Here is a 21,757-nt window from a genome sequence, read left to right on the forward strand (position 1 = left end):
TCTCTACCGATCGCTGATGTATTCGTGTACCTGTCTTACCAGTGCCAGAGCGTGCCGTCCTCGAGACGGTTGACCGGCAGGCTGGCGCGTTTGAACGGATACTTCGCGGCGGCTTCCTCATCGATGTCCACGCCGTGCCCGGGAGACTCGCCGACCAGGAAATGGCCATCCTCGAAGCGGTAGTCGTGCGGGAAGACGCTGTCCGTCAGCGCGTCGTGGGGCATGTGCTCCTGCACACCGAAATTCGGCACCCAGGTATCGAAATGAACGGCAGCGCCGAGACACACCGGCGATAGATCGGTCGGGCCATGGAAGCCGGTCCGCACGTGATAGAGCGAGGCGAAATCGGCGATGCGGCGCACATGGGTGATGCCGCCGCCATGGGTGAGCGGGGTGCGGATATAGTCGATCCACTGGTTCTGGATCATCTCGCGGCAGTCGTGGATCGAGTTGAAGACCTCGCCGATGGCGAGCGGCGTCGTGGTGTGCTCGCGGATCAGGCGCAGGCTCTCCTGATTCTCGGCCGGCACGCAGTCCTCGAGCCAGAACAGGTGATAGGGCTCGACCGCCTTGCCCAGCCGCGCAGCCTCGATCGGTGTCAGCCGATGATGGACATCGTGCAGCAGATGCAGGTCGTGTCCGAAGCGTTCGCGCACGGCGGCGAAGAGCTGCGGCACGTGATTGAGATACTTTTCGGTACTCCAGACATGCTCCGCCGGAATGTCGGCATCCGCCGGCTCGTAGCGCTCGCCCTCGTGCTTGGCCACGCCGTAGATGGTCTTGATACCCGGAATGCCGGCCTGTACACGCACCGCCTTGTAGCCGAGCTCCACGTGGCGAGCGACCTCTTCGAGACAGCTGTCGATGTCCTTGCCGGTGCAGTGGGCATAGGTCATGACGCGTTCACGGCTCTTGCCGCCGAGCAGTTGGTAGAGCGGCATCTGAGCCGCCTTGGCCTTGATATCCCATAGCGCCATATCCACGGCGCTGATCGCGCTCATGGTGACCGGGCCTCGGCGCCAGTAGGCACCGCGATAGAGATACTGCCAGGTATCCTCGATCCGGCTGGCGTCACGGCCGATCAGCGCCGGCACGACGTGCTCCTCGAGGTAGCTCGACACCGCAAGCTCGCGGCCGTTGAGCGTGGCATCGCCGATGCCGTAGAGACCGGAATCGGTGATCAGCTTGAGGGTGACGAAATTGCGTCCGGGGCAGGTGACGATGACGCGGGCGTCGATGATTTTCATGGGATCTCCGGCTACGGATAACGGCGGTTCAATGGGTATCGAACAGATCGGGAAAGCGCTCGATCAGGCGGGGAAGCGATGTCAGCAGCTCGCGCAGGTGTGTCTTGACGGCGCGTTCGGCGCTGACCGGGTCACGCGCGGCAATCGCCTCGACGATCTGCCCATGCTGCTCGGTCAACGTCTCCAGCGGTGTTCCGTCGGGCACGCTGATGTACCGCACACGATCGAAATGCGCCTTTACCTCTTCGGTGAAGCGCCACGCCGATTCGTGGCCCGCCTCGCGCGAGAGCGTCTGATGGAACTCTTCATCGAGGACGTAGAAACGGTCGTAATCGCCTCCGCCGATGCTGCGTCTCTGGCGCTCGACCAGTTCGAACAACTCGTCCAGACCGCGACGAGACAGGCCCTCCTCGGCGGCGGATTTGGCGACGGCGACCTCGATCGCCTCGCGGACGAAGCGGGCGCTGTAAACCGCCTGTGGCGAAATCTTGACCACGAAGGTGCCACGCTGTGGACGAACTTCGACTAGACCCGCCTCCGAGAGGCGAATGAAGGCTTCTCTCACCGGCTGACGGCTGACGTTGAAGGTGTCGGCAATCTCTTTCTCCGACAGCGCCTGACCTGGCGCCAGTGCCAGCCGAATGATTGCGTGCCGCAATACGTCGTAAAGGCGCTGGCGAACATGGCTGGCATTAGAGGCGTTCCAGAGTGTCTGTAGTGTGGTGGCCACGGCATTCGCTCTCTCTTGTCTGACTAGTATGGTAGTGACGCCAGCGGATTTGGCGATTCAACTTTGGGATGAGCTCCGGTAACAGTTTTACAAGATCCTGCCGATGAGAATCACTGGCTACGACCGCGCCGATTTCGGGTTGGGATAGACGCAAGCCACGAGCGACGGGCGCGCCAGCCGCAAGAGGATGGCGCCGGGTAAACAAGAACAAGAGGCTTTGGTGTCGACCGGGTCCGGGAGCAAGCATCGATGGGAATACGTGACTGGCCGGAGGGTGAGCGGCCACGAGAGAAACTGCTGTCTTTGGGCGCATCGGCGCTTTCCGATGCCGAGCTGTTGGCGATCTTTCTGCGTGTCGGCGTCAAGGGGCGCTCGGCGGTCGATCTGGCGAGGGATCTGTTGAGTGGATTCGGCGGTCTACGTCAGTTGCTGGAAGCGGATCGGCAGCGCTTTTGTGCCGAGCACGGGCTGGGGGAAGCCAAGTTCGTTCAACTTCAGGCAACGCTCGAGCTATCCCGACGTCATCTTGGCAGCCTGCTGGAGCGAGAAGCGGCGCTGACCTCGCCGACCCTGGTTCGACGGTTTCTCAGCGCTCAGCTTCGCCATCTCGACCACGAGGCCTTCGCCGCGCTCTTTCTCGACACTCAGCACCGGGTCATCCGATTCGACATCCTTTCCGAGGGAACGCTCGACAACGCCTCCGTCTACCCTCGAGAAGTGGCGCGCCGGGCGCTTTCCCACAACGCCGGCGCGGTCATCTTCGCCCACAATCATCCCTCCGGCGTGGCCGAACCGAGCGATGCCGACCGGCGCATCACCGAGCGGCTGCGTCAGGCGCTCGGGCTTTTCGATATTCGCGTGCTGGACCATTTCGTGGTCGGCGATGGAGAGGTGATCTCCTTTGCCGAGCGCGGCTGGCTTTGAGGGCAGAAGGTTTACAGGATTTTGACTCCTTGCCTTCACTCGCTCGCGATGCTCACTCCAAAGACGAATGGGTGAACGTTACTCTCATTGGTAGACCGAGTTGGGTCGGCAGCTTGTGGGAGCGAGCTTTGCTCGCGAAGCGACTTTGCGTCGATCATGAAAACGACTGCACGATACATTCCGCATTCCGAGCAGAATTCACTTCCACGACGAATGGGTGAACGTTGGTCTCATTGGTAGACCGAGCGGGGGCGGCAGTTTGTGGGAGCGAGCTTTGCTCGCGAAGCGACCTTGTATCGATCATGACAAAGGCTGCACAGCGGTCAAAACACGCCCTTCCGCCAGGATTAATCCGCGCTCTCGGTTGCGGGGTGGGAGGGGGTCTGGTATAAAGTACGCCCTTTGAATCAGGGCAGAAGCCGAAAGCGCAAGCGTCAGCCGAAATTCACCACGATTTCGCGACGTTCTGTCCAAGATGAACGAACAACCCAACCCGCCAGTGGTCGGAGGCTTCCATGTCCCAAGTTTGTCAGGTTACCGGTAAGCGTCCGGTGACTGGTAATAACGTCTCGCACTCTCAGCGCAAGACGCGTCGTCGTTTCGTCCCGAACCTGCACACGCACCGTTTCTGGGTCGAGTCCGAGAAGCGTTTCGTCAAGCTGCGCATCTCTTCCAAGGGCATGCGTATCATCGACAAGAAAGGCATCGAAGCGGTGCTGAGCGATATCCGCAAGAACGGCGCTAGCGTTTAAGGAGCAGCAACATGCGTGACAAGATCAAGTTGGTGTCCAGTGCCGGTACCGGCCACTTCTACACCACCGCCAAGAACAAGCGTAATACGCCGGACAAGCTCGAATTCAAGAAGTACGATCCGGTCGTTCGCAAGCACGTCATCTACAAGGAAGCCAAGATCAAGTGATCTGGGGGTTCCTGTAGGTCCAAGACCCGGCTTCGGCCGGGTCTTTGCGTTTAACGGGGCTTTACGTTTAACGGGCTTTGCGTTTGGCGGGGCTTAGCGTTTAAGAGCGCGCCGGTACGACCGCGACCTGCCGGCGCGATGCGACCGAGTTCTCAAGGAACCCTCATGCCTGAACTTCCCGAAGTCGAAACCACGCGCCGCGGTATCGCGCCCTATACCGAGGGGCGCGAAATCGTCGAGGTGATCGTGCGTCATCGCGGCCTGCGTGTGCCGGTGCCGGCGGATCTCGAATCCTCGCTGATCGGCGCAACGCTGGGGGAGATCGGTCGACGTTCGAAGTACCTGCTGCTCCCTATCGGCGAGCGCACGCTGCTGTGGCATCTCGGAATGTCCGGCAGTCTACGTATCGCGCAGATAGGCGATCAGCCCAGGAAACACGATCACGTGGATGTCGTATTCGCGGGGGGCCATATCCTGCGCTACCACGACCCTCGGCGATTCGGCTTCGTCGACTGGCTGGCGGGTGGCGCCGGAGAAGATATCCGGCTTTCCCGGCTGGGCCCGGAGCCGCTCTCCGACGCCTTCGACGGTGAGCGCCTTCACCAGCTTTCCCGCGGGCGTCGAGCTGCAGTCAAACCGTTCCTCATGGACAATGCGGTCGTGGTCGGCGTCGGCAATATCTATGCCAGCGAAGCGCTATTTCTGGCGGGCATCGACCCTCGCCGCGCGGCGGGACGTATTTCCCGCGAACGCTACGACCGGCTCGCGGCAGCTATCCGTGAGGTGCTGGCGGCGGCTATTACCCAAGGGGGCACCACGCTTCGAGATTTCGTCAGCGGTACCGGCGAACCGGGCTATTTCGCCCAGCGTCTCAATGTCTATGGCCGGGCCGGCGAGCCCTGCCGACGCTGCGGCCACGAGCTTCGCTCGGTGACGCTCGGACAGCGTGCCAGCGTCTTCTGTCCGCTCTGCCAGACGTGAGCCACGCGCCAAGGTCCGTGATCTACCCGCCGAGCGTCGTGGTTTACGTAGGCAATCCGGCGCGGTTTCCTTAAAATGCGCGCCGCGAGCCCCCACATGTCAACGCATTCGCTATGGAGCCACCCGTGACCCAGACCCTGCGCCTCAAGAAGAATGCCGATCGCCGCCTCAAGGCCGGCCATCTGTGGCTTTATTCCAACGAGATCGATATTCAGGCGACCCCGCTCAAAGGCCTCGAGCCGGGGGCTCAGGCCGTGATCGAAGCGGCCAGCGGTAAGCCGCTCGGCGTTGCCTACGTCAATCCGCATTCGCTGATCTGTGCACGGGTCGTGTCGCGTGATGCCGATGTCAGGCTGGATCGCTCGCTGCTCGTTCACCGCTTCAACCAGGCGCTGGCCTTGCGTGAACGGCTTTTTGCCAAGCCGTTCTACCGGCTGGTCCACGGTGAGGGCGACCTGCTGCCGGGACTGATCGTCGATCGCTTCGGCGACGTGCTGGTGGTACAGCTCAATACGCTCGGTATGGAGCAGGTGCGCGACGAGGTGATCGCGGCGCTGGACAAAGTGCTGTCTCCACAGGCGATCGTGTTCAAGAACGACTCCAGCGGCCGTCGACTCGAACAGCTCGAGTCCGAGGTCGGGGTGGTTCATGGCGAACTGCCCGACGAAGTGCTGCTGGAAGAGAACGGCGTTCGTTTTCTGGCACCCGTGCTCGACGGTCAGAAGACAGGCTGGTTCTACGATCATCGCGCCAATCGGGCCTGGCTCAACGGTCTGGTGGCCGGCAAGCGCGTGCTCGATCTGTTCAGCTACGTCGGCGGCTGGGGCATTCAGGCGGCAGCTCACGGCGCCAGCGAGGTGCTCTGTATCGACGCCTCCGAGATCGCGCTGGAGCGGGTGGCGGAAAACGCGGCACTCAACGGACTGCACGAGCAGGTGGCAGTCGGTCATGGTGATGTCTTCGAGGCGCTGACGGCCCTGCGTGCTGAGGGAGAGCGTTTCGATGTGGTGATCGCCGATCCGCCGGCGTTCATCAAGAAGCGAAAGGATATCCCCAACGGCGAACGCGCCTATGCGCGTCTCAACCGCGAGGCGATGCGTCTGCTGAGACGTGACGGACTGTTGATGTCGGCGTCCTGCTCGATGCACCTCGCCGAGGAGCGCCTGATCGAGAGCGTACGCGGCGCGGTGCGCCATCAGGACCGTCACGGTCAGGTTCTTTACCGTGGCGGGCAGTCGGGCGATCACCCGATCCATCCGGCGATTCCCGAAACGGCCTATCTGAAGGCCCTCGGCGTTCGTGTCTTCCGCAACTGAAGGAAACGCTGCACAAATGCCTGCGCTAGCGAATCGCTGCGTTGCGTGGTACTCGAACACTCGCCTAACCCCATGTTATGTCTCGTGTTCTGTGTTCCATGCGCCTTGCGCTTCATCTCGCTCGTCGATTTTTTCAGCGTTTCCTGAGCGTCGACAGGCGGGGTAGCGATGTCGTCCGAGGAGCAGTGCGTCTTTCGTCATCCGAATGTCTTGCTGGTGAGTCATGTTCACAATGTGCTCGCCAGCGCTGGCATTGCCGCCGACCTGCGCAACATGACGCTTGCTGGCGGCGCCGGCGAGCTGCCACTCGATCAGTGCGAGGCTGAGGTCTGGGTCGAGAGCCGGCACCGGGAGTGGGCCGCCGCGCTGGTGCGCGAGGCGCTGGATGGGCCGACGATAACGCCGCCAGCCTGGGTTTGCCCGCAGTGCGGTGAGCGACTGGATGGCGTGTTCGATACCTGTTGGCAGTGCGGCTTCGTGAGACAGGACGATCCCGCGCGGCGATAGCGCGCCCTAGTGTAATCCTGGAGTGCGTAACCCTCGAGTGCGTAATCCTTGAGTGTGTAACCCTGGAGTGTGTAACCCTGGAGTGTGTAGCCCTCGAGCATCGCAGGGAGGAGCGAATGACGAACTGGGATTACCGCGATCCGTTCCTGCTCGAGTTCACCGTCGAGCGTTCGAGCATCGATCATTACGGGCACGTCAACAACGCCGAGTATCTGCGCTGGAACGAACGCGCCAGCTGGGATCACTCGCGTCACCTTGGGCTGACCCTCGACGACTACCGCGCGCTCGATCGCGGCATGGTCGTGCACCGGCACGAGCTCGACTACCTGGCGCCGGCCTTCGAGGGGGATCACCTCACGCTGGCAACCTGGATCGTCGCCTGTGACGGTCGACTGACGCTCACCCGTCGATTTCAGCTGATCGACGCTGCCACCTCGCGCACGCTGCTGCGCGCCCAAACCCGGTTTGCCTGCATCGAGCTTTCCAGCGGTCGCCCCAAGCGCATGCCGGCCCGCTTCGTCGATGTCTATGGCAGTGCCTGCGTGCCGGTCGACGCCTGATAGCGCGTCGACCGGCGGTCATGTCATGCATCGGCAATGAGGTTGGCGTCGGTTCGCGTTGATGCCGGCCCTGGTCGGCCCGGCGCGACGATGTCCTGAAAGCGGGCGAGCGTCGTCGCACTCGCCGGACGGGTCAGGCGCGAGACGATCACGAACAGCGGTAGATTGATCATCAAGCCCCAGGCGCCGGCGTGCACGCCTAGCGGATTGGACCACACCACGGTGAACAGCGCCGTTACCACGAAACCCGCCGTCAGGCCGCACAGCACGCCCGTTCGGGTCGCTCGCGGCCAGACAAAGAGGCCAATGAACGCCGGCAACATCTGCGAGGCGAAGCCCAGGCCAACCAGCAGGATCATGATCAGATTGCCCGGATTGATCATCGAAACGGGCCCGACGATGCCGATCATGATCGGGAAGATCATGTAGCGCGCGAGCTGCCCGGTGCGCCGTTCCGAAAGACGCAGCAGCGGGCGGATCACGTCTCGGGTCCAGGTCAGTGCCGTGCCATGAATGTAGGGTTCGCTCGAGGACATGGCGGCAGCCAGCGTGCCCGCGCCGAGCAGGCCGACGAGTACCGATGGCATCTGCTGGAAAGCGAGTTCGAGGGCGACGGTATCGGCGCGTTCCAGGTTCGGCAGGGTGAAAATACCGATGAAGCCGACCACCACCATCGGCAGAATGACGAGGTAGTACGTCGGCAGCCAGCTGGCGCTGCGGCGGATGCTCTGCGCGGAGTCGGCGCTCATCCACTGCAGCCAGACCGGCTGCTGGAACGAGAACATCGAAACGATGATCGACGACGTCCAGAAGGCGAAGCTCATGTCGCCAAGCCCGCCGGGCAGTGTCAGAAAATCCGGGCGCGTTTCGCGCACGCGCTCGAAGACACCGCCGAACCACCAATCGCCGGTCATCTGGTGGGCCGCCCACAGCCCGATGACCCAGGCGACGACCAGCATGAGTCCGCCCTGGAAGGCGTTGGTCACGCCGATGGCGCGTTGCCCGCTGATGAACAGATAGATCGAGATGGTACCCAGCACCAGCCAGACATTGAGTGCGAACGGCAGCGCGCCGCCGCTCATCACGTTGAGAATGTACGCGGCGCCGATCGTCTGCAGAATGGCGTAGGCGAGAGCGCCGATCGACATCACCAGCGAAGTCAGCGCCCCCAGCAGCGGGCTCTCGAAGCGATCCGCCACCGCCTGCGCCTGGGTCACGTGGCCGAGCCGGGCACCGAAGGCCCACACGCGTGGGCCGCAGTACCAGGCGATCAGCGCCAGATAGCAGAGATAGATGACCACGTAGAAGACCGGCACGCCCTTGCTCCAGGCCCACCCTGGTGCGCCCATGAACGTGTAGGCGCTGATGCTGCCGGCGCCCATCAGCAGATACATCACCAGCGGGCCCATGCTGCGCCCGGCCACACCCCACTGCTCCAGGCTGTCCATGCGATAGCTGCCGCGGGCACGGATGCCCAACCAGAGCGCGATGGCGACGTAGGCCAGCGTCATCAAAAATGGTACGGGATCACTCATTGCTCGTCTCCTGCGTCTGCGAATCCGGTTCGTGAGCGCGGGTGATCGTGTCGGGCAGCGGCAGCAGGCGGTTCGCCAGCAGCATCACGCCGCTCGAGGCCAGAATGATCAGACACGACCAGGCCGCGATCAGCGGCAGACCAAGCAGCAGCGCAGCCTGGTTGGCGAGCAGCACGACGGGCCACACGCCGGCCAGAATCACTGCCACGAACAGCACGAGCATCGTTTTGCCGGCTTTGGTGGCGGGGACGATCAGGCGGTGATTCATCGATGGATTCCTGTCTCTTGTCGTCGAAATACCGATGGCGGTAGTTGCATAAGTTGATGGCGAAAGTTATGTCAGTTCAGCGCGATGGCGGCGTTGGCCAGTGGCGAATCGGTCCGCGCCACTGCTCGAGGGCATAGGCGAGCTGCAGCACCCGTTGATCCTCGAACCGCGGGCCGACCAGTTGCACGCCGATGGGCAGACCATCGTGGCTGAAGCCGGCGTTGATCGACAGCGCCGGCTGTTCTCCCATGTTCCAAGGCAGCGTGAACCCGAGATGCTCGAATGGATGCTCCGGGTCGTTCGAAGGGTGGCCGTATTCGGCGGGAAAACTGTAAAGCGGCGTGGTCGGCGAGAGTATTGCATCGACCGCGTCGAATGCGGCTTCGGTCGAGCGCCGCATGGCAAAGGTCTGCTCGAAGCCGTGAACGGCGTCGACGGCACTCAACTCGGCGCCGCGAGCGGCCCACTGGGTGATCATCGGGAAAACGCGCTCGCGCTCGGCCGCCGATAGTGCCATCAACGTCTTCCACTGGCGGGCGCGCCAGAAATTATCGAGGCCGTCGAGCATCGCCCGTGTCATCACCGGCGCAACGGGCACGAGCTTCGCCCCGGCGCGTTCGAACGCGGCGGCGGCGGCCTCGACCGCCGCGAGAATCTGCGGTTCGACCGTCATGCCGCAGCCGGCATCGAGCATCACCCCGAGAGTGAGCCCTCGCAGGTCGATCGACAGGTCTCGCCAGTCGATGGTGCTCGGCGGCAGCCGGGTCGGGTCGCGCCGGTCGCTGCGGGCAAGCGTTGCCATCATCAATGCGGCGTCTTCGACGCTGCGCGTCATGGGCCCGGCACAACGACCGGTGTAACAGGGATCGATGGGAATGCGGCCAAGCGTCGGCTTGAAGCCGACCAGCCCGCACCAGGCCGCCGGCAGCCGCACCGAGCCACCGATATCCGTACCCACGTGCAGCGGGCCGAGACCGGCCGCCGCTGCGGCGCCGGCGCCGGAACTCGAGCCACCGGGGTTAGTATCGAGCCGCCACGGGTTGCGCGTCAGCCCGTGAAAGGTCGAGACGCCCGAGGACATCATGCCGAAGTCGGGGCAAGTGGTCTTGGCGAAGATCAGCGCGCGATCTTCCCTCAGGCGAGCGGACGGCGGGGCATCCGTCGGCGCCGGCGTCAGCTCGGTGACCACCGTCCCCTGAGGAATCGGCGTGCCTTCGGTGGCGATGAGTTCCTTGACCGTGACCGGGATGCCGTCGAGCGGGCCGTGCGGTGCGCCGCGCCGCCAGCGCTCGGTAGACAGCGCCGCGCCTTCGAGCAGCGTCGTTTCATCGAACGCGTAAAGCGCGTTGATATGGGGTTCCCAGGCCTGGATGTGCGCCACCAGTGCCTCGGCATAGTCGGTGGGCGTGAAAGTGGCGTCGCGAAAGGCGGCAAGAAGCTCGGTGGCGGAGCAGTCGAGCGGTTCCATGGTGTGGCGACCTCGATGCAAAGTTGTTGTTGTCGCAGGCGCAGTGGAACGCCCATGAGCGCTCCCGCGATCGATCCGGTACCCGTCGAGCCGCTGACGATGGATATGGCCTATGGGACGCCGCGGGTACGCGCCTAGTTTGAAACGAACGGGCAGGTGATGACCAGACGAAAGTCCAAGGTCGGGAGAGCAAAGAAGCTTGGTTGGATAAAGAAACTTTTTATTGGCATCATCTCGGTAAAATAATCTGCAATTCGGCGATTTTTAGCGTTTTATCGTCTTTTTTCATGGCCTGTCCCGTCGGCAGTTTGGCTGTGCTGTAATCCGCTCGAACCCAGTGACAATCGGCGAGTGAGGTAGACGACATGCGTATCGGCGTACCGAGAGAGATCAAGAATCACGAATATCGCGTGGCGCTGACGCCCGGTGGCGTGCGCGAGCTCGTCACGCGCGGTCATCTGGTGTGCGTGGAGTCCGACGCGGGTATCGGCTCGGGCTATACCGATGACGCCTATCGCGAGGCGGGAGCCGAGGTGATGGCGGACGTGGCGGCGGTCTGGGCCGGCACCGAACTGATTCTCAAGGTCAAGGAGCCGCAGGCCGAAGAGGTCGCGCGCCTGCGACCCGAGCAGACGCTTTTCACCTATCTGCATCTGGCTGCCGAAGAGCGGCTAACCCGTGGGCTCATCGAAAGCGGCGCTACCTGCATCGCCTACGAGACGATCACCGACGCTTTCGGCGGGCTACCGCTGCTCGCCCCGATGAGTCGTGTTGCCGGCCGCATGGCGGTGCAGGCCGGTGCGCATAGCCTCGAGAAGGCGCAGGGCGGCGCGGGCATCCTGCTACCGGGCGTTCCAGGGGTGGCGCCAGCCAAGGTCACCGTGATCGGTGGTGGCGTGGTCGGCGAGAACGCCGCGCGCATGGCGCTGGGCCTGGGCGCCGAAGTGACGATTCTCGACAAGTCCCTGGCGCGTCTCGAGGTGCTCGATCACCGCTATCAGGGACAGATCCGCACCGTCTACTCGACGCGCGAGACGCTCGATGCCGCCGTGCGGGAATCCGACATGATCATCGGTGCCGTGCTGGTGCCTGGCGCCGCGGCGCCCAAGCTGATCACGCGTGCGATGCTCGCTGACATGAAACCGGGCAGCGTGCTGGTCGATGTCGCCATCGATCAAGGCGGCTGCTTCGAAACCAGCAGGGCCACGACGCACGCCGAGCCGAGCTATCTCGTCGACGGCATCGTTCACTACTGCGTTGCCAACATGCCCGGTGCCGTGGCGCGGACCTCCACGCAGGCGCTGACCAACGCCACGCTGCCTTTCGTGCTGGCGCTTGCCGACAAGGGCTGGAAACAGGCTCTCGCGGAGGACGCGCATTTCCGTGCCGGCCTCAACGTCCACGCCGGTCAGCTCACCTACTCCGCCGTGGGCGAGGCGTTCGGCATTGGCACCGTCACGCCTGCTCAGGTTCTGGCTGACTGACCGAAGCGGAACTTTTACCGAATGGCGTCATGATACCGGCCGTGTCCCGCGATTGGCTTCGCGGGAGTGGCCGGTTTGTCGTGAACGGCGGATATTGAAAAACCGCAGAACTCGTCGAGAAATCCGTCGCGACGCTTCCCGCGAGATGCCGCCGCTGAGAAGGTTGACCTGGTACTGCCCAATGACGTCATCCGGTTCCTCGCGGCTGTTACGTCAAAAACCTTAAAGGCTCGACAATCATCAGAGCGTCGCAGTAGCCCAGTCTCCATGACAATCAAGGCTTCATGACAGCCAGAGTTTCACAACAACAAGAGGTGGCATGATATGGCAACGAACTGGCAGGCAGTGGATGATCTCCGGCATCGCTGGGTGAAAGCCTATTATCAAGGCGACAGTGATTTCCTGGAGTGCGTTGAAGCACCTTTCTTCTTTGCAAAATGCGGCGGACGATTGACGTCGAAGCAACAGCAGCTCGATGCACTAAGGGCAGGGATGAACCATGGTTTAGCGCTCGCGGAAATCGACGACGTCATCGAGGCTCGAGATCATGGCAGCGACTGGCTGACAGTGAAAGGTGAGGCGTCGGTGACGCTGCAGGGAGATGCTGTTGGCCGCTATCGGTACTTCGAAATGTGGATTCTGATGGCGGGCGAGTGGCGAATCACATCGCTGTGCTTCGAGCAGATCTGACCTCGCGTGGCACCTTCGGCGTGGTATCGAGGTCGCGATAGCGGTGGCGGCAGGGTAAACTGCCCGCACTTTATCTCACCGCCATTTCCCCAGACGATTTCGAAGAGTCCATGAGCCAGCGACGCGTTCTTACCGGTATCACCACCACGGGTACGCCGCATCTGGGCAATTACGTCGGCGCGATCAAGCCGGCGATTGCCGAGAGCCAGAACCCGGACGTTCAGTCCTACTACTTTCTCGCCGACCTGCATGCGCTGATCAAAGCGCAGGACCCGCAGCGGGTGCAGCAGTCGCGACTCGAGATCGCCGCGACCTGGCTGGCGCTGGGGCTGGATACCGACAACGCCATCTTCTATCGCCAATCGGACATTCACGAGATTCCGGAGCTGACCTGGCTGCTCTCGTGCGTCTGCGCCAAGGGGTTGATGAATCGCGCGCACGCCTACAAGGCAGCCGTGGCGGACAACGAGGAGAACGGCGTCCCCGATCCGGACCGCGGTATCACCATGGGGCTGTTCGGCTATCCGGTGCTGATGGCCGCCGATATCCTTATGTTCAACGCCCACAAGGTGCCGGTGGGGCGCGATCAGATCCAGCATATCGAGATGGCTCGCGATATGGCGGGACGCTTCAACCACATCTACAAGGGTGACTACTTCACGCTGCCGGAAGCGATCGTCGACGAGAGGGTCGAAGTGCTGCGAGGGCTCGACGGGCGCAAGATGTCCAAGAGCTACGACAACACGATTCCGCTGTTCGTCAGCGAGAAGAAGCTTCAGAAGCTGGTGCGCAAGATCAAGACCAACTCGCTCGAGCCCGGCGAGCCCAAGGATGCCGATACCTGCACGCTGTTCCAGATCTACTCTGCCTTCGCGACGGCGGAGGAGAGCGCGGACATGCGCCGCCGCTATGAAGGCGGCATCGGCTGGGGCGACGCCAAGAACGAGGTGTTCGAGTACCTGAATGCCCACCTGCGCGAGCCTCGCGAGCGCTATGAGGCGCTGATGAACGATCCGGCCCATATCGAGCAGGTGCTGGTGAAAGGCGCCGAACGCGCCCGCGAAGAGGCGAATGCGCTGATGGACAGGCTGCGTGTTGCCGTCGGCCTGGGTCGGTTTCAGTAGGCTATAGCCACGAGCCACGAGCCACGAGCCACGAGCCACGAGCCACGAGCCACGAGCCACGAGCCACGAGCCACGAGCCACGAGCCACGAGCGACGAGCGACGAGCGACAACTTCGGGTCGCGACAAGCCAACCTGAATAATCGCCAGCGATATTTGTCACTGGCGATTGGCATCAGCGAAACCCTACCCTGACTTTTGCAGCTCGCAGCTTCCGCCAATTCATATATAACAAAAGCGTCTATTCACAGATTATTTTGTCGTTTTCGAATTCCCGAGTAAAAGACTAAAGTATCGTCCATTCGATTTTGGTCTAAAAAAGGGTTCCGTTTATGACGACTTTAACGAAAACGGCGCCGCCCGGTGTCGGGCGCCTGTCGCCCAAAGCGTGGATTGCCGCGCTACTACTTGTGGTTGGGTCGCTTGCTGTTGGTCTGACCTTTGGCGGCAACCAGGGATGGCTGATGCTGGTCGGCGGTGGACTGGGCATCGTGCTGTATCACGCCTCGTTCGGTTTCACCTCGGCCTGGCGTGTTTTCATCACCGAGCGGCGGGGGCGCGGCCTGCGTGCGCAGATGGTGATGCTGGCGCTAGCGGTGGTGCTGTTCTTCCCCGCGCTAGGATCGGGAACGCTCTTCGGTCATCCGGTGCACGGTTTCGTCTCGCCGATCGGCGTGTCGGTCATCGTCGGGGCATTTCTGTTCGGTCTCGGCATGCAGCTCGGCGGCGGTTGTGCATCAGGCACGCTGTTTACGGTGGGTGGCGGCAATGCACGAATGGTCATTACGCTTCTCTTCTTCATCGTCGGCTCGGTGATCGGTACCGCCCACTTCGCGTGGTGGCAGAGTCTGCCGGCATTCCAGCCGACGTCGATGATCGACCTGTTCGGCACCGGTGGGGGAATCGCTGCCAGCCTGGTCCTGTTCGCGGCGATTGCCGTGCTGACGGTCGTCATGGAAAAACGTCGTCATGGTCAGCTGGAGCAGGCCGCCCACGTGCCGCACGGTCCGGCGCGCTGGTTGACTGGACCCTGGCCGCTGCTGGCGGGTGCCATTGGTCTGGCGATTCTCAATTTCCTGACGCTTTCGTTGGCCGGTCGGCCTTGGGGGATTACCTCGGCGTTTGCGCTCTGGGGCGCCAAGGTCTTTCAGGCCGTCGGGGGCGATGTGACCGCCTGGGGGTACTGGCAGAATCCGGGCCGTGCCGCTTCTCTGAATAGCAGCATCTTCAGCGACGTCACCACGGTAATGAACATCGGCATCATTCTCGGCGCTGGGCTGGCCGCCTCGCTGGCCGGGCGTTTCGCGCCGAACTTCCGCATTCCGATGCGTTCGGTGGCGGCAGCGGTCATTGGCGGGCTTTTCCTCGGCTACGGCGCGCGTCTGGCGTTTGGCTGCAACATCGGCGCCTACTTCAGCGGTATCGCGTCCGGCAGTCTTCACGGCTGGCTGTGGCTGGTTGCGGCTTTCGCCGGCAACATGTTCGGTGTCAAGCTGCGTCCACTCTTCTTCCCGGGGCCGGCCAAGCCCGCCGCCGCCAGCTGCTGAGCCACGTTGAACGCTGGCCTGAAGCCCCGCTCCGGCGGGGCTTTTTCGTGGTAATGATCAACGCCTTTCATACCATCGGGTGAGAGGCATCAGACCATTGGCGTAAGGGGCTCGACCCGATGACATGCCACCGGGTGCGACAAAATGGCATACTGTTCGCCCCACGATCAGCCAGGGCTGGTCGCGCGCCGGCGCCGCCGTCACGTGCGGACGCCAATGACAATGCGCCATCACGGACCGACAGCAGCGGATGCCGCCTTCGCCGGTTCGACGGGTGCCTTTGATTCGCTGGTTACCACGAGAGTCGATTCATGACCGATCACGCCAAACGTCCGCTCTATATTCCCTACGCTGGCCCGTCGCTTCTGGAGATGCCGCTGCTCAACAAGGGAAGCGCCTTCACGTCCGACGAGCGCATCGAATTCAATCTGGTGGGACTGCTGCCGCAAAACGTCGAGAGCATCGAGGAGCAGACCGAGCGCGCCTATCATCAGTACACGCTGTGTCAGACCAACCTCGACAAGCACATCTATCTGCGTGGCATTCAGGACGACAACGAGACGCTGTTCTTTCGTCTGCTGGAAGAGCATCTCGAGGAGATGCTGCCGATCATCTACACGCCGACGGTCGGTGAAGCCTGCGAAGAGTTCTCCAACATCTATCGCAATCATCGCGGGCTTTTCATCGCTTATCCCGACCGTCATCGGATGGACGATATTCTGCGCAGTGCGACCAAGGACAAGGTCCGCGTGATCGTGGTGACCGACGGCGAGCGAATCCTCGGCCTGGGTGATCAGGGCATCGGCGGCATGGGCATACCGATCGGCAAACTCTCGCTCTATACAGCCTGCGGCGGGATCAGCCCGGCTTACACACTGCCGATCACGCTCGACGTGGGCACCAACAACCAGAAACTGCTCGACGATCCGATGTACATGGGGTGGCGTCACAAGCGCGTCTCGCCGGACGAGTATGCCGAGTTCATCACGCTCTTCATGGAGGCGTTGCAGCGTCGCTGGCCCAACGTGCTGCTGCAGTTCGAGGACTTTGCGCTGGCCAACGCCATGCCACTGCTCGAGCGCTACCGCGACGAGCTGTGCTGCTTCAACGACGACATCCAGGGTACGGCTTCCGTCGTCGTGGCGACGCTGCTGGCTTCCTGCAAGGCGAAGAGCGCCAAGCTGAGCGAGCAGACCATTACTTTCGCCGGGGCCGGCTCCGCTGGCTGCGGCATCGCCGAGCAAATCGTGGTCGCGATGACGCGGGAAGGGCTCTCCGAAGCCGAGGCGCGCCAGCGCATCTTCATGGTCGACAAGGATGGCCTGCTGACCACCGATATGGGCGGTTTGCACGGTTTCCAGCAGCGGCTCGCGCACGATCCGGCCTCGCTTGGCTTCGACGGCGATGCGCGTACGCTGATTGATGTAGTGCGTAATGCCAGGCCGACCATTCTGATCGGTGTGTCCGGTCAGCGCGGCCTCTTCACCGAAGAGGTGATCAGGACGCTCAATGCGCACTGCGAGAATCCGCTGGTCATGCCGCTCTCCAACCCGACCTCCAAGGTCGAAGCGACGCCGGAGGATGTGCTGAACTGGACGAACGGCCAGGCGATGGTCGCGACCGGCAGCCCGTTCAAGCCGGTCGAGATCGACGGCCGCGAGATCCCGATCGCCCAGTGCAACAACTCCTATATCTTCCCCGGCATCGGCCTCGGCGTGATCGCGGCGAACGCCAATCGCGTTACCGACAACATGCTGATGGCGGCCTCCAACGCGCTCGCCGACGCCGCGCCGATCGTCAAGACCGGCGAGGGGGCGCTGTTGCCGGCGCTAAGCGATATCCGTGAAATCAGCCAGCAGATTGCTCTCGCCGTTGGCAAGCAGGCGCAGGAAGACGGGGTTGCACTCTCCTCGAGCGAAGACGTGCTGTGGGAGGCGATCCAGCGGCATTTCTGGTATCCGCGCTACCGGCAGTATCGTCGGCGTTCTATCTGAGCGTGCGGGCGGCGATAGCGCCGGCTACGGGGCGCTAAACAGGCAAGCGCCGTCTACAGCAAGTGCCGGCTGGGAAGCGCTAAACAAGTCGCTACGAGCTACGACAAGCCCCGCCCGAGAGCGGGGCTTGTTCGTGTCTGGGCATGCCGCGTCGGGCTTGTGACATCAACGTCGCTGCCGCGGATTCACCACGTCAGGCTCGCCACGTCGAGCTATGACGTTCTCGTCCAGGGCTCGGCGCCCTGAACGTCGACGAACAAGCTGTAGAGCGAGGTGGTTGCGGTGATGTAGAGACGCTGCCCGTCGCTGCCGCCGAAGCACAGATTGGAGACCGTCTCGGGGACAAGGATGCGCCCTAGCAGGGTGCCGTCTTGAGCGAAGCAGTGCACGCCGTCGGCCGCCGACGACCAGAGATTGCCTTCACGGTCCACGCGCATGCCGTCGGGCACGCCGGCGCCGATCTCGGCAAAGATGCCGTCGTCTTCGAGCGTCCCACCGTTCACCCGGAAGCGGCGGATGACCGGGGCGACAGCCGGGTCGTGGGTGGCGCCGCTCTCGGCCACGTAGAGCAGGCGCTCGTCGGGGGAGAAGCAGAGGCCATTGGGCTGAACGAAATCCGAAGCGACCGGCGCAACATCGCCGGTAACGGGGTCAAGTCGAAAGACATGGCTGGCCGTCTGTTCCGGTGCTGCCCGATAGCCTTCGAAGTTCGAAATGATCCCGTAACTCGGGTCCGTGAACCAGATAGCGCCGTCGCGGCTCACCACCACGTCGTTGGGCGAGTTGAGCCGTCCGCCGGCGTAGTGAGAGGCGAGCACCTGAATACGCCCATCGGGCTCGGTGCGTACCACGTCGCGGTGTCCGTGGCGGCAGCTCACCAGGCGCCCCAAGTTGTCGCGGGTATTGCCGTTGTTGAATTCGGTGCGCTCGCGGAAGAGGGAGATACCGTCGCGTGCCGACCAGCGCATCAGACGCTGGCTGGGGATATCGGAGAAGAGCAGGCACTGATGGTCACCGAACCACACCGGTCCCTCGGTCCAGGTGAAACCGGTGGCCAGCTGAGTCAATGGCGCCATGGGATGAACCAGTCGTGCGAAGCGCGGATCGACCAGCTCGATATGCTCGGGAAAATGGATCATGCGTGATTCCTCTTGGTACTGGCGGCGATGACGATGCCGATGATGATCACCCCGGTCAGCACGCTACGTGCGCCGGCGCCGGCGCCGTAGGTATTGAGCATCGAAACGACAAGAAACATGAAGAACGCCGCGCCCCAGATGCCCGGCACGTTGGAGAAACCGCCGGCGATCGAGGTGCCGCCGATGATGACCACAGCAATCGACATCAGCAGATACTCCGCGCCCATATTGAGTGCCGCGCCCCCGGAGAAGCTCGCCAACAGAAAACCAGCGACGGCGGCGAACACCGAAACGGTTAGATAGGCCGTGGCGCGAACCCGCTCCACTGGGACGCCTGCGAGTCTCGCGGCGCGCGGGTTCTGCCCTGCGGCGAGTAACCAGCGTCCCCACACGCCGCGTTCAAGGGCAACCCAGACTGCAAGGCTCAATAGAAGCCCCACTAGTGCGACGTTGGGGATATCCAGCGTGCGCCCGGTGGCGAACTCCGCCAGCGCTTCCGGCGGTTTGACGCGCAGGCCGCGGTTGGACCAGATCGCCAGCGACTGATAGATCAGCGAGGCCGCCAAGGTGGCGATGATCGGCGGGAGACGCAGTAGCAGGATCAGGGCGAAGTTGGCCGCACCCGTGCCCAGCCCGACGAGCAGGGCGACGCCGAGACCCAATAGCTCCGTTCCCGGTACGCCATCCATTGCCTTGAGCGCCAGGGTGGCTGAGAGGGTCATGGTCGCTGGTATCGATAGATCGACGTTGCCCGGCCCCAGGCTGATGACGAGCATCTGGCCGACGCCGACGATAGCGGCGAACGCGCCGAAAGAGAGCGCCGCGTAGGCAAGTCCGGCGGCGCCGCGTCCGGAACCTAAAGCAACGGTAACGGCAAAGGTGGCGGTAGCGGCAAGCCAGGCCCAGATCCAGGGACGTCTCAGGATGCTTGGCATATCGATCTCCTTAGCGCCTGGCGCCGTCGCGCCGACGGAACAGTAGGCGAGCTGCCAGCACGGCAATGAGAATCGCCCCCTGCGCACCTATCTGCCAATCGGGAGAAAGCCGCATGAAACTCAGGAAAGAGGCAGCGAGCGCCAGCGTCAGGGCACCGATTACGGCGCCCACCGGACTGACCTTGCCGCCAATGAACTCGCCGCCGCCGAGAATGACGCCGGCGATGCTCAATAGGGTGTAACGCAATGCGATGTTGGCATCGGCCGAGGTAGTGAGACCGACAAGCGTCATGCCCGCGAGCACGCCAAAAAGCCCGGCCAGTCCATAGGCCAGCGCTTTCAGACGTATCAGAGGCCAGCCTGCACGACGAACCGCCTCGGCATTGCCTCCGATCCCGCGCAGTACGGTTCCGATGCCCGAGTGCGCGATGAGCCAGTGAGTCACGCCGGCAATCAGGCAGGCTGCCACCAGGGCCATCGGTATTAGCGGTGGCTTGACGGTCATGATCTCGCGAAGCCATGTTGGGCTGGCGCCACCCGGGGAGGGCAGAAGAAACAGCGCCAGCCCGCCCCAGACGAATGACATGCCCAGCGTCACCACGATGGCTGGCAGTGCGAGGGCATGGATCATCGCCCCCATCAGTGCGTAGGCGATAATCAATGCCACCAGCATTACCGTACCCATTAACGGCGATTGCTCGAGGAAAGTCGCAGTGACGCAGGCGGTCAGACTGACGAAGGCGCCGATGCCGAGGTCGATGTCGTTGACCATGATGATCAGCATCTGGGCGATGGTCGCGAGTGCGATTGGCACCGCCAGGTTGAACAGCAGATTCAAGCCGAAGTAGCTCAACGTGCGCGGCTGCACATAGAAAGTGACCGCCATCAGCAGGGTGAGAGAGGCGATAGGCAGCAGGACGCGGTAGCGACTGAAGAGGCTCATGCCGAGGACTCCTGCATTTCGAACGACGCCTCGAGAATCCGCGCTTCAGTGAGTTCGTCACCGCTGAGCGCCGCGGAGATCGCTCCATCGCGGTAGACGTATACCCTGTCGCACTGGCAGACCTCTTCGGTTTCGGTGGAATACCATAGAAAGGTGCGGCCCTTGGCGGCTTCGGCGCGGATGAGCGCGTAGACATCCTGTTTGGTCCCGACGTCCACGCCACGCATCGGGTCGTCCATGACGACGATCGGGGCTCGTGAGACAAGCGCCCGTGCGAACAGAGCCTTCTGCTGATTGCCGCCGGAGAGTGACAGAATGGGGTTGGAGAGAGACTCGGTGCGAATGCCGATGCGACGCTTCCATTCATCACCTATTCGGCGCTCGCTGACTTGGTCGACCAGGCCCCACCGGGCGGTAGCTGAGAGCAGCGATAGACTCATGTTGTTCAGAATCGACCACAGCGGCAGGATGCCGTCGCGTTTGCGATCTCCTGCCACGAACACCATCGGTGGGTTTCCGGGGTTGCGCCAGGCGGAAGTGGCATCGAGATAGAGCGTGGCCAGTGCTTCGGCCTGACCATGGCCGGCGAGCCCCGAAAGGCCCACGATTTCGCCTCGACGCGCCTGCAGTCCGCCTTGCGAGATGACGATCTCACCCAGTTCGCGTCGACTCTCGGTCTGGAGCGTTTCGGGTTCGGCGGCTACGTGTCCCATGAAGTCGACCAGTCCCTGCCGAGTGAAATGATCGGCGGGTTCATCGGCAACGATGCGTCCATCCTTCATCACCAGGATACGATCGGCGACCCGAAATATCTCGCCGAGCATGTGAGAGATGAAGATGACTGCGCCACCCCGAGCGCAGAAACGCCTGACGGCATCGAGCAGCTGATTGGCGATACCGGCATCGAGGGAGGAAGTGGGCTCGTCGAGGATCACCAGTTGCGGCTTTCCCCCGAGTGGCGCGAAGCGAATCGCGACCTCGACCATCTGACGCTGGGCGATCGAGAGTGTCTCGATCAGCGCACCGGCGGCAATACCGTGGCTGGGAAAGAGCGCATCCAGACTCTGACTGATTTCGGTGCCGGCACGCCGACGCCAGCCCCATCCCCGCATTCCGGTATGGGCAATGCGCAGATTCTCCGCCAGGCTCAGGTTTGGGCAGAGCGAGAGTTCCTGAAAGACCGAACGTACTCCTGCGGCCAAGGCGTCATCCGCGGCGCTTAGGGGGAATTCGACGCGCCCCTCCGAGGCGCGAAGCGAGCCGTTGATGATGCTCACTAGAGTCGATTTACCCGCGCCATTGTGGCCGACGAGGCCGACACATTCGCCAGCGCGTATTGCGAGATTCACGTCTTTCAAGGCGGCGACCGCACCGAAGTGCTTGGCCACGTCGGTGAGAGTCACCAAGGGCGGATTCTTTGGGGCTTCACGCTCGAGCATCGTCTCTCC

General features: G+C 62.8%; 21 protein-coding genes. 12 read left to right on the forward strand and 9 right to left on the reverse strand.

Going from position 1 to position 21,757, the window contains the following annotated elements; genetic code table 11:
* Positions 1-35: 35 nt before the first annotated feature.
* Entirely contained in the window at positions 36-1,247 is a 1,212-nt protein-coding gene (manD, locus tag IE125_RS09155; protein WP_189444367.1) for a D-mannonate dehydratase ManD, read from the reverse strand.
* 28 nt (positions 1,248-1,275) lie between these two features.
* The gene (locus IE125_RS09160; RefSeq protein ID WP_189444368.1) at positions 1,276-1,977 is read right to left on the reverse strand and encodes a GntR family transcriptional regulator; all 702 of its coding nucleotides are present in this window, start codon (positions 1,975-1,977) and stop codon (positions 1,276-1,278) included.
* A 249-nt stretch (positions 1,978-2,226) separates the two neighbouring features.
* On the opposite strand from IE125_RS09160, the gene radC reads away from it, so the two are divergent.
* From radC to IE125_RS09195, 7 genes are all read left to right on the forward strand, one after another.
* A complete protein-coding gene (gene radC / locus IE125_RS09165; RefSeq protein ID WP_189444369.1) occupies positions 2,227-2,901 on the forward strand; it encodes a RadC family protein in 675 nt (224 codons plus the stop codon).
* 515 nt (positions 2,902-3,416) lie between these two features.
* Positions 3,417-3,653, forward strand: coding sequence for a 50S ribosomal protein L28 (rpmB, locus tag IE125_RS09170; protein ID WP_189444370.1), 237 nt, complete (start codon positions 3,417-3,419; stop codon positions 3,651-3,653).
* Between the two features lie 11 nt (positions 3,654-3,664).
* On the forward strand, positions 3,665-3,820 hold the full coding sequence (gene rpmG, locus IE125_RS09175; protein WP_035472447.1) for a 50S ribosomal protein L33: 156 nt from the start codon (positions 3,665-3,667) through the stop codon (positions 3,818-3,820).
* Positions 3,821-3,985: 165 nt separating this feature from the next.
* On the forward strand, positions 3,986-4,801 hold the full coding sequence (gene mutM / locus IE125_RS09180) for a bifunctional DNA-formamidopyrimidine glycosylase/DNA-(apurinic or apyrimidinic site) lyase (protein WP_189444371.1): 816 nt from the start codon (positions 3,986-3,988) through the stop codon (positions 4,799-4,801).
* 125 nt (positions 4,802-4,926) lie between these two features.
* Positions 4,927-6,117: a class I SAM-dependent rRNA methyltransferase gene (locus tag IE125_RS09185; protein ID WP_189444372.1), complete on the forward strand. Its 1,191-nt coding sequence runs from the start codon at positions 4,927-4,929 to the stop codon at positions 6,115-6,117.
* A 168-nt stretch (positions 6,118-6,285) separates the two neighbouring features.
* Positions 6,286-6,624, forward strand: a complete 339-nt coding sequence (locus IE125_RS09190) for a putative signal transducing protein (RefSeq protein WP_189444373.1) — start codon at positions 6,286-6,288, stop codon at positions 6,622-6,624.
* Positions 6,625-6,740: 116 nt separating this feature from the next.
* Positions 6,741-7,184, forward strand: a complete 444-nt coding sequence (locus IE125_RS09195) for an acyl-CoA thioesterase (RefSeq protein ID WP_189444374.1) — start codon at positions 6,741-6,743, stop codon at positions 7,182-7,184.
* Between the two features lie 23 nt (positions 7,185-7,207).
* Here the strand turns inward: IE125_RS09195 and IE125_RS09200 are convergent, their stop codons facing one another.
* The 3 genes from IE125_RS09200 to IE125_RS09210 form a co-directional block, all read right to left on the reverse strand.
* Positions 7,208-8,719 carry a sodium:solute symporter family protein gene (locus IE125_RS09200; RefSeq protein WP_189444375.1) on the reverse strand — a complete coding sequence of 504 codons (1,512 nt, stop codon included), beginning with the start codon at positions 8,717-8,719 and terminating at the stop codon, positions 7,208-7,210.
* Positions 8,712-8,987 (reverse strand): hypothetical protein, encoded by a 276-nt coding sequence (locus IE125_RS09205; protein WP_189444376.1) that lies wholly within the window; start codon positions 8,985-8,987, stop codon positions 8,712-8,714. The genes IE125_RS09200 and IE125_RS09205 overlap by 8 nt, the downstream gene beginning before the upstream one ends.
* 76 nt (positions 8,988-9,063) lie before the next feature.
* Positions 9,064-10,455: an amidase gene (locus tag IE125_RS09210; protein WP_189444377.1), complete on the reverse strand. Its 1,392-nt coding sequence runs from the start codon at positions 10,453-10,455 to the stop codon at positions 9,064-9,066.
* Positions 10,456-10,820: 365 nt separating this feature from the next.
* On the opposite strand from IE125_RS09210, the gene ald reads away from it, so the two are divergent.
* The 5 genes from ald to IE125_RS09235 all read left to right on the forward strand — a co-directional run bounded on the left by ald (position 10,821) and on the right by IE125_RS09235 (position 17,292).
* A complete protein-coding gene (gene ald / locus IE125_RS09215) occupies positions 10,821-11,939 on the forward strand; it encodes an alanine dehydrogenase (RefSeq protein ID WP_189444378.1) in 1,119 nt (372 codons plus the stop codon).
* A gap of 324 nt (positions 11,940-12,263) precedes the next feature.
* A complete protein-coding gene (locus tag IE125_RS09220; protein ID WP_189444379.1) occupies positions 12,264-12,629 on the forward strand; it encodes a hypothetical protein in 366 nt (121 codons plus the stop codon).
* 110 nt (positions 12,630-12,739) lie between these two features.
* Positions 12,740-13,753, forward strand: a complete 1,014-nt coding sequence (locus IE125_RS09225) for a tryptophan--tRNA ligase (RefSeq protein WP_189444380.1) — start codon at positions 12,740-12,742, stop codon at positions 13,751-13,753.
* A gap of 330 nt (positions 13,754-14,083) precedes the next feature.
* A complete protein-coding gene (locus IE125_RS09230; RefSeq protein ID WP_189444381.1) occupies positions 14,084-15,298 on the forward strand; it encodes a YeeE/YedE family protein in 1,215 nt (404 codons plus the stop codon).
* A 311-nt stretch (positions 15,299-15,609) separates the two neighbouring features.
* Positions 15,610-17,292, forward strand: coding sequence for an NAD-dependent malic enzyme (locus tag IE125_RS09235; protein ID WP_189444382.1), 1,683 nt, complete (start codon positions 15,610-15,612; stop codon positions 17,290-17,292).
* Between the two features lie 212 nt (positions 17,293-17,504).
* Here the strand turns inward: IE125_RS09235 and IE125_RS09240 are convergent, their stop codons facing one another.
* The 4 genes from IE125_RS09240 to IE125_RS09255 are packed head-to-tail and all read right to left on the reverse strand — an operon-like array spanning position 17,505 to position 21,748.
* Positions 17,505-18,431, reverse strand: coding sequence for an SMP-30/gluconolactonase/LRE family protein (locus tag IE125_RS09240; RefSeq protein ID WP_189444383.1), 927 nt, complete (start codon positions 18,429-18,431; stop codon positions 17,505-17,507).
* Positions 18,428-19,366, reverse strand: a complete 939-nt coding sequence (locus IE125_RS09245; RefSeq protein WP_189444384.1) for an ABC transporter permease — start codon at positions 19,364-19,366, stop codon at positions 18,428-18,430. Before IE125_RS09245 ends, IE125_RS09240 begins: the two co-directional genes overlap by 4 nt.
* Positions 19,367-19,376: 10 nt before the next feature.
* Complete coding sequence (locus IE125_RS09250) at positions 19,377-20,309, reverse strand: ABC transporter permease (protein ID WP_189444385.1); 933 nt, start codon at positions 20,307-20,309, stop codon at positions 19,377-19,379.
* On the reverse strand, positions 20,306-21,748 hold the full coding sequence (locus IE125_RS09255) for an ATP-binding cassette domain-containing protein (RefSeq protein WP_189444386.1): 1,443 nt from the start codon (positions 21,746-21,748) through the stop codon (positions 20,306-20,308). Before IE125_RS09255 ends, IE125_RS09250 begins: the two co-directional genes overlap by 4 nt.
* Positions 21,749-21,757: the final 9 nt, after the last annotated feature.

Source organism: Salinicola rhizosphaerae, assembly GCF_014652715.1.
In the GTDB taxonomy this organism is placed as follows: Bacteria; Pseudomonadota; Gammaproteobacteria; order Pseudomonadales; family Halomonadaceae; genus Salinicola; species Salinicola rhizosphaerae.

What these genes read in the sequence shown, in the direction of transcription:
- IE125_RS09220 (WP_189444379.1), top strand. Translation starts at nt 12,264, where the DNA reads ATGGCAACGAACTGGCAGGCAGTGGATGATCTCCGGCATCGCTGGGTG.
- IE125_RS09230 (WP_189444381.1), top strand. Translation starts at nt 14,084, where the DNA reads ATGACGACTTTAACGAAAACGGCGCCGCCCGGTGTCGGGCGCCTGTCG.
- ald (WP_189444378.1), top strand. Translation starts at nt 10,821, where the DNA reads ATGCGTATCGGCGTACCGAGAGAGATCAAGAATCACGAATATCGCGTG.
- IE125_RS09225 (WP_189444380.1), top strand. Translation starts at nt 12,740, where the DNA reads ATGAGCCAGCGACGCGTTCTTACCGGTATCACCACCACGGGTACGCCG.
- IE125_RS09235 (WP_189444382.1), top strand. Translation starts at nt 15,610, where the DNA reads ATGACCGATCACGCCAAACGTCCGCTCTATATTCCCTACGCTGGCCCG.
- IE125_RS09245 (WP_189444384.1), bottom strand. Translation starts at nt 19,366, where the DNA reads ATGCCAAGCATCCTGAGACGTCCCTGGATCTGGGCCTGGCTTGCCGCT.
- IE125_RS09255 (WP_189444386.1), bottom strand. Translation starts at nt 21,748, where the DNA reads ATGCTCGAGCGTGAAGCCCCAAAGAATCCGCCCTTGGTGACTCTCACC.
- IE125_RS09200 (WP_189444375.1), bottom strand. Translation starts at nt 8,719, where the DNA reads ATGAGTGATCCCGTACCATTTTTGATGACGCTGGCCTACGTCGCCATC.
- mutM (WP_189444371.1), top strand. Translation starts at nt 3,986, where the DNA reads ATGCCTGAACTTCCCGAAGTCGAAACCACGCGCCGCGGTATCGCGCCC.
- IE125_RS09195 (WP_189444374.1), top strand. Translation starts at nt 6,741, where the DNA reads ATGACGAACTGGGATTACCGCGATCCGTTCCTGCTCGAGTTCACCGTC.
- manD (WP_189444367.1), bottom strand. Translation starts at nt 1,247, where the DNA reads ATGAAAATCATCGACGCCCGCGTCATCGTCACCTGCCCCGGACGCAAT.
- IE125_RS09205 (WP_189444376.1), bottom strand. Translation starts at nt 8,987, where the DNA reads ATGAATCACCGCCTGATCGTCCCCGCCACCAAAGCCGGCAAAACGATG.
- rpmB (WP_189444370.1), top strand. Translation starts at nt 3,417, where the DNA reads ATGTCCCAAGTTTGTCAGGTTACCGGTAAGCGTCCGGTGACTGGTAAT.
- IE125_RS09240 (WP_189444383.1), bottom strand. Translation starts at nt 18,431, where the DNA reads ATGATCCATTTTCCCGAGCATATCGAGCTGGTCGATCCGCGCTTCGCA.
- radC (WP_189444369.1), top strand. Translation starts at nt 2,227, where the DNA reads ATGGGAATACGTGACTGGCCGGAGGGTGAGCGGCCACGAGAGAAACTG.
- IE125_RS09190 (WP_189444373.1), top strand. Translation starts at nt 6,286, where the DNA reads ATGTCGTCCGAGGAGCAGTGCGTCTTTCGTCATCCGAATGTCTTGCTG.
- IE125_RS09250 (WP_189444385.1), bottom strand. Translation starts at nt 20,309, where the DNA reads ATGAGCCTCTTCAGTCGCTACCGCGTCCTGCTGCCTATCGCCTCTCTC.
- IE125_RS09210 (WP_189444377.1), bottom strand. Translation starts at nt 10,455, where the DNA reads ATGGAACCGCTCGACTGCTCCGCCACCGAGCTTCTTGCCGCCTTTCGC.
- rpmG (WP_035472447.1), top strand. Translation starts at nt 3,665, where the DNA reads ATGCGTGACAAGATCAAGTTGGTGTCCAGTGCCGGTACCGGCCACTTC.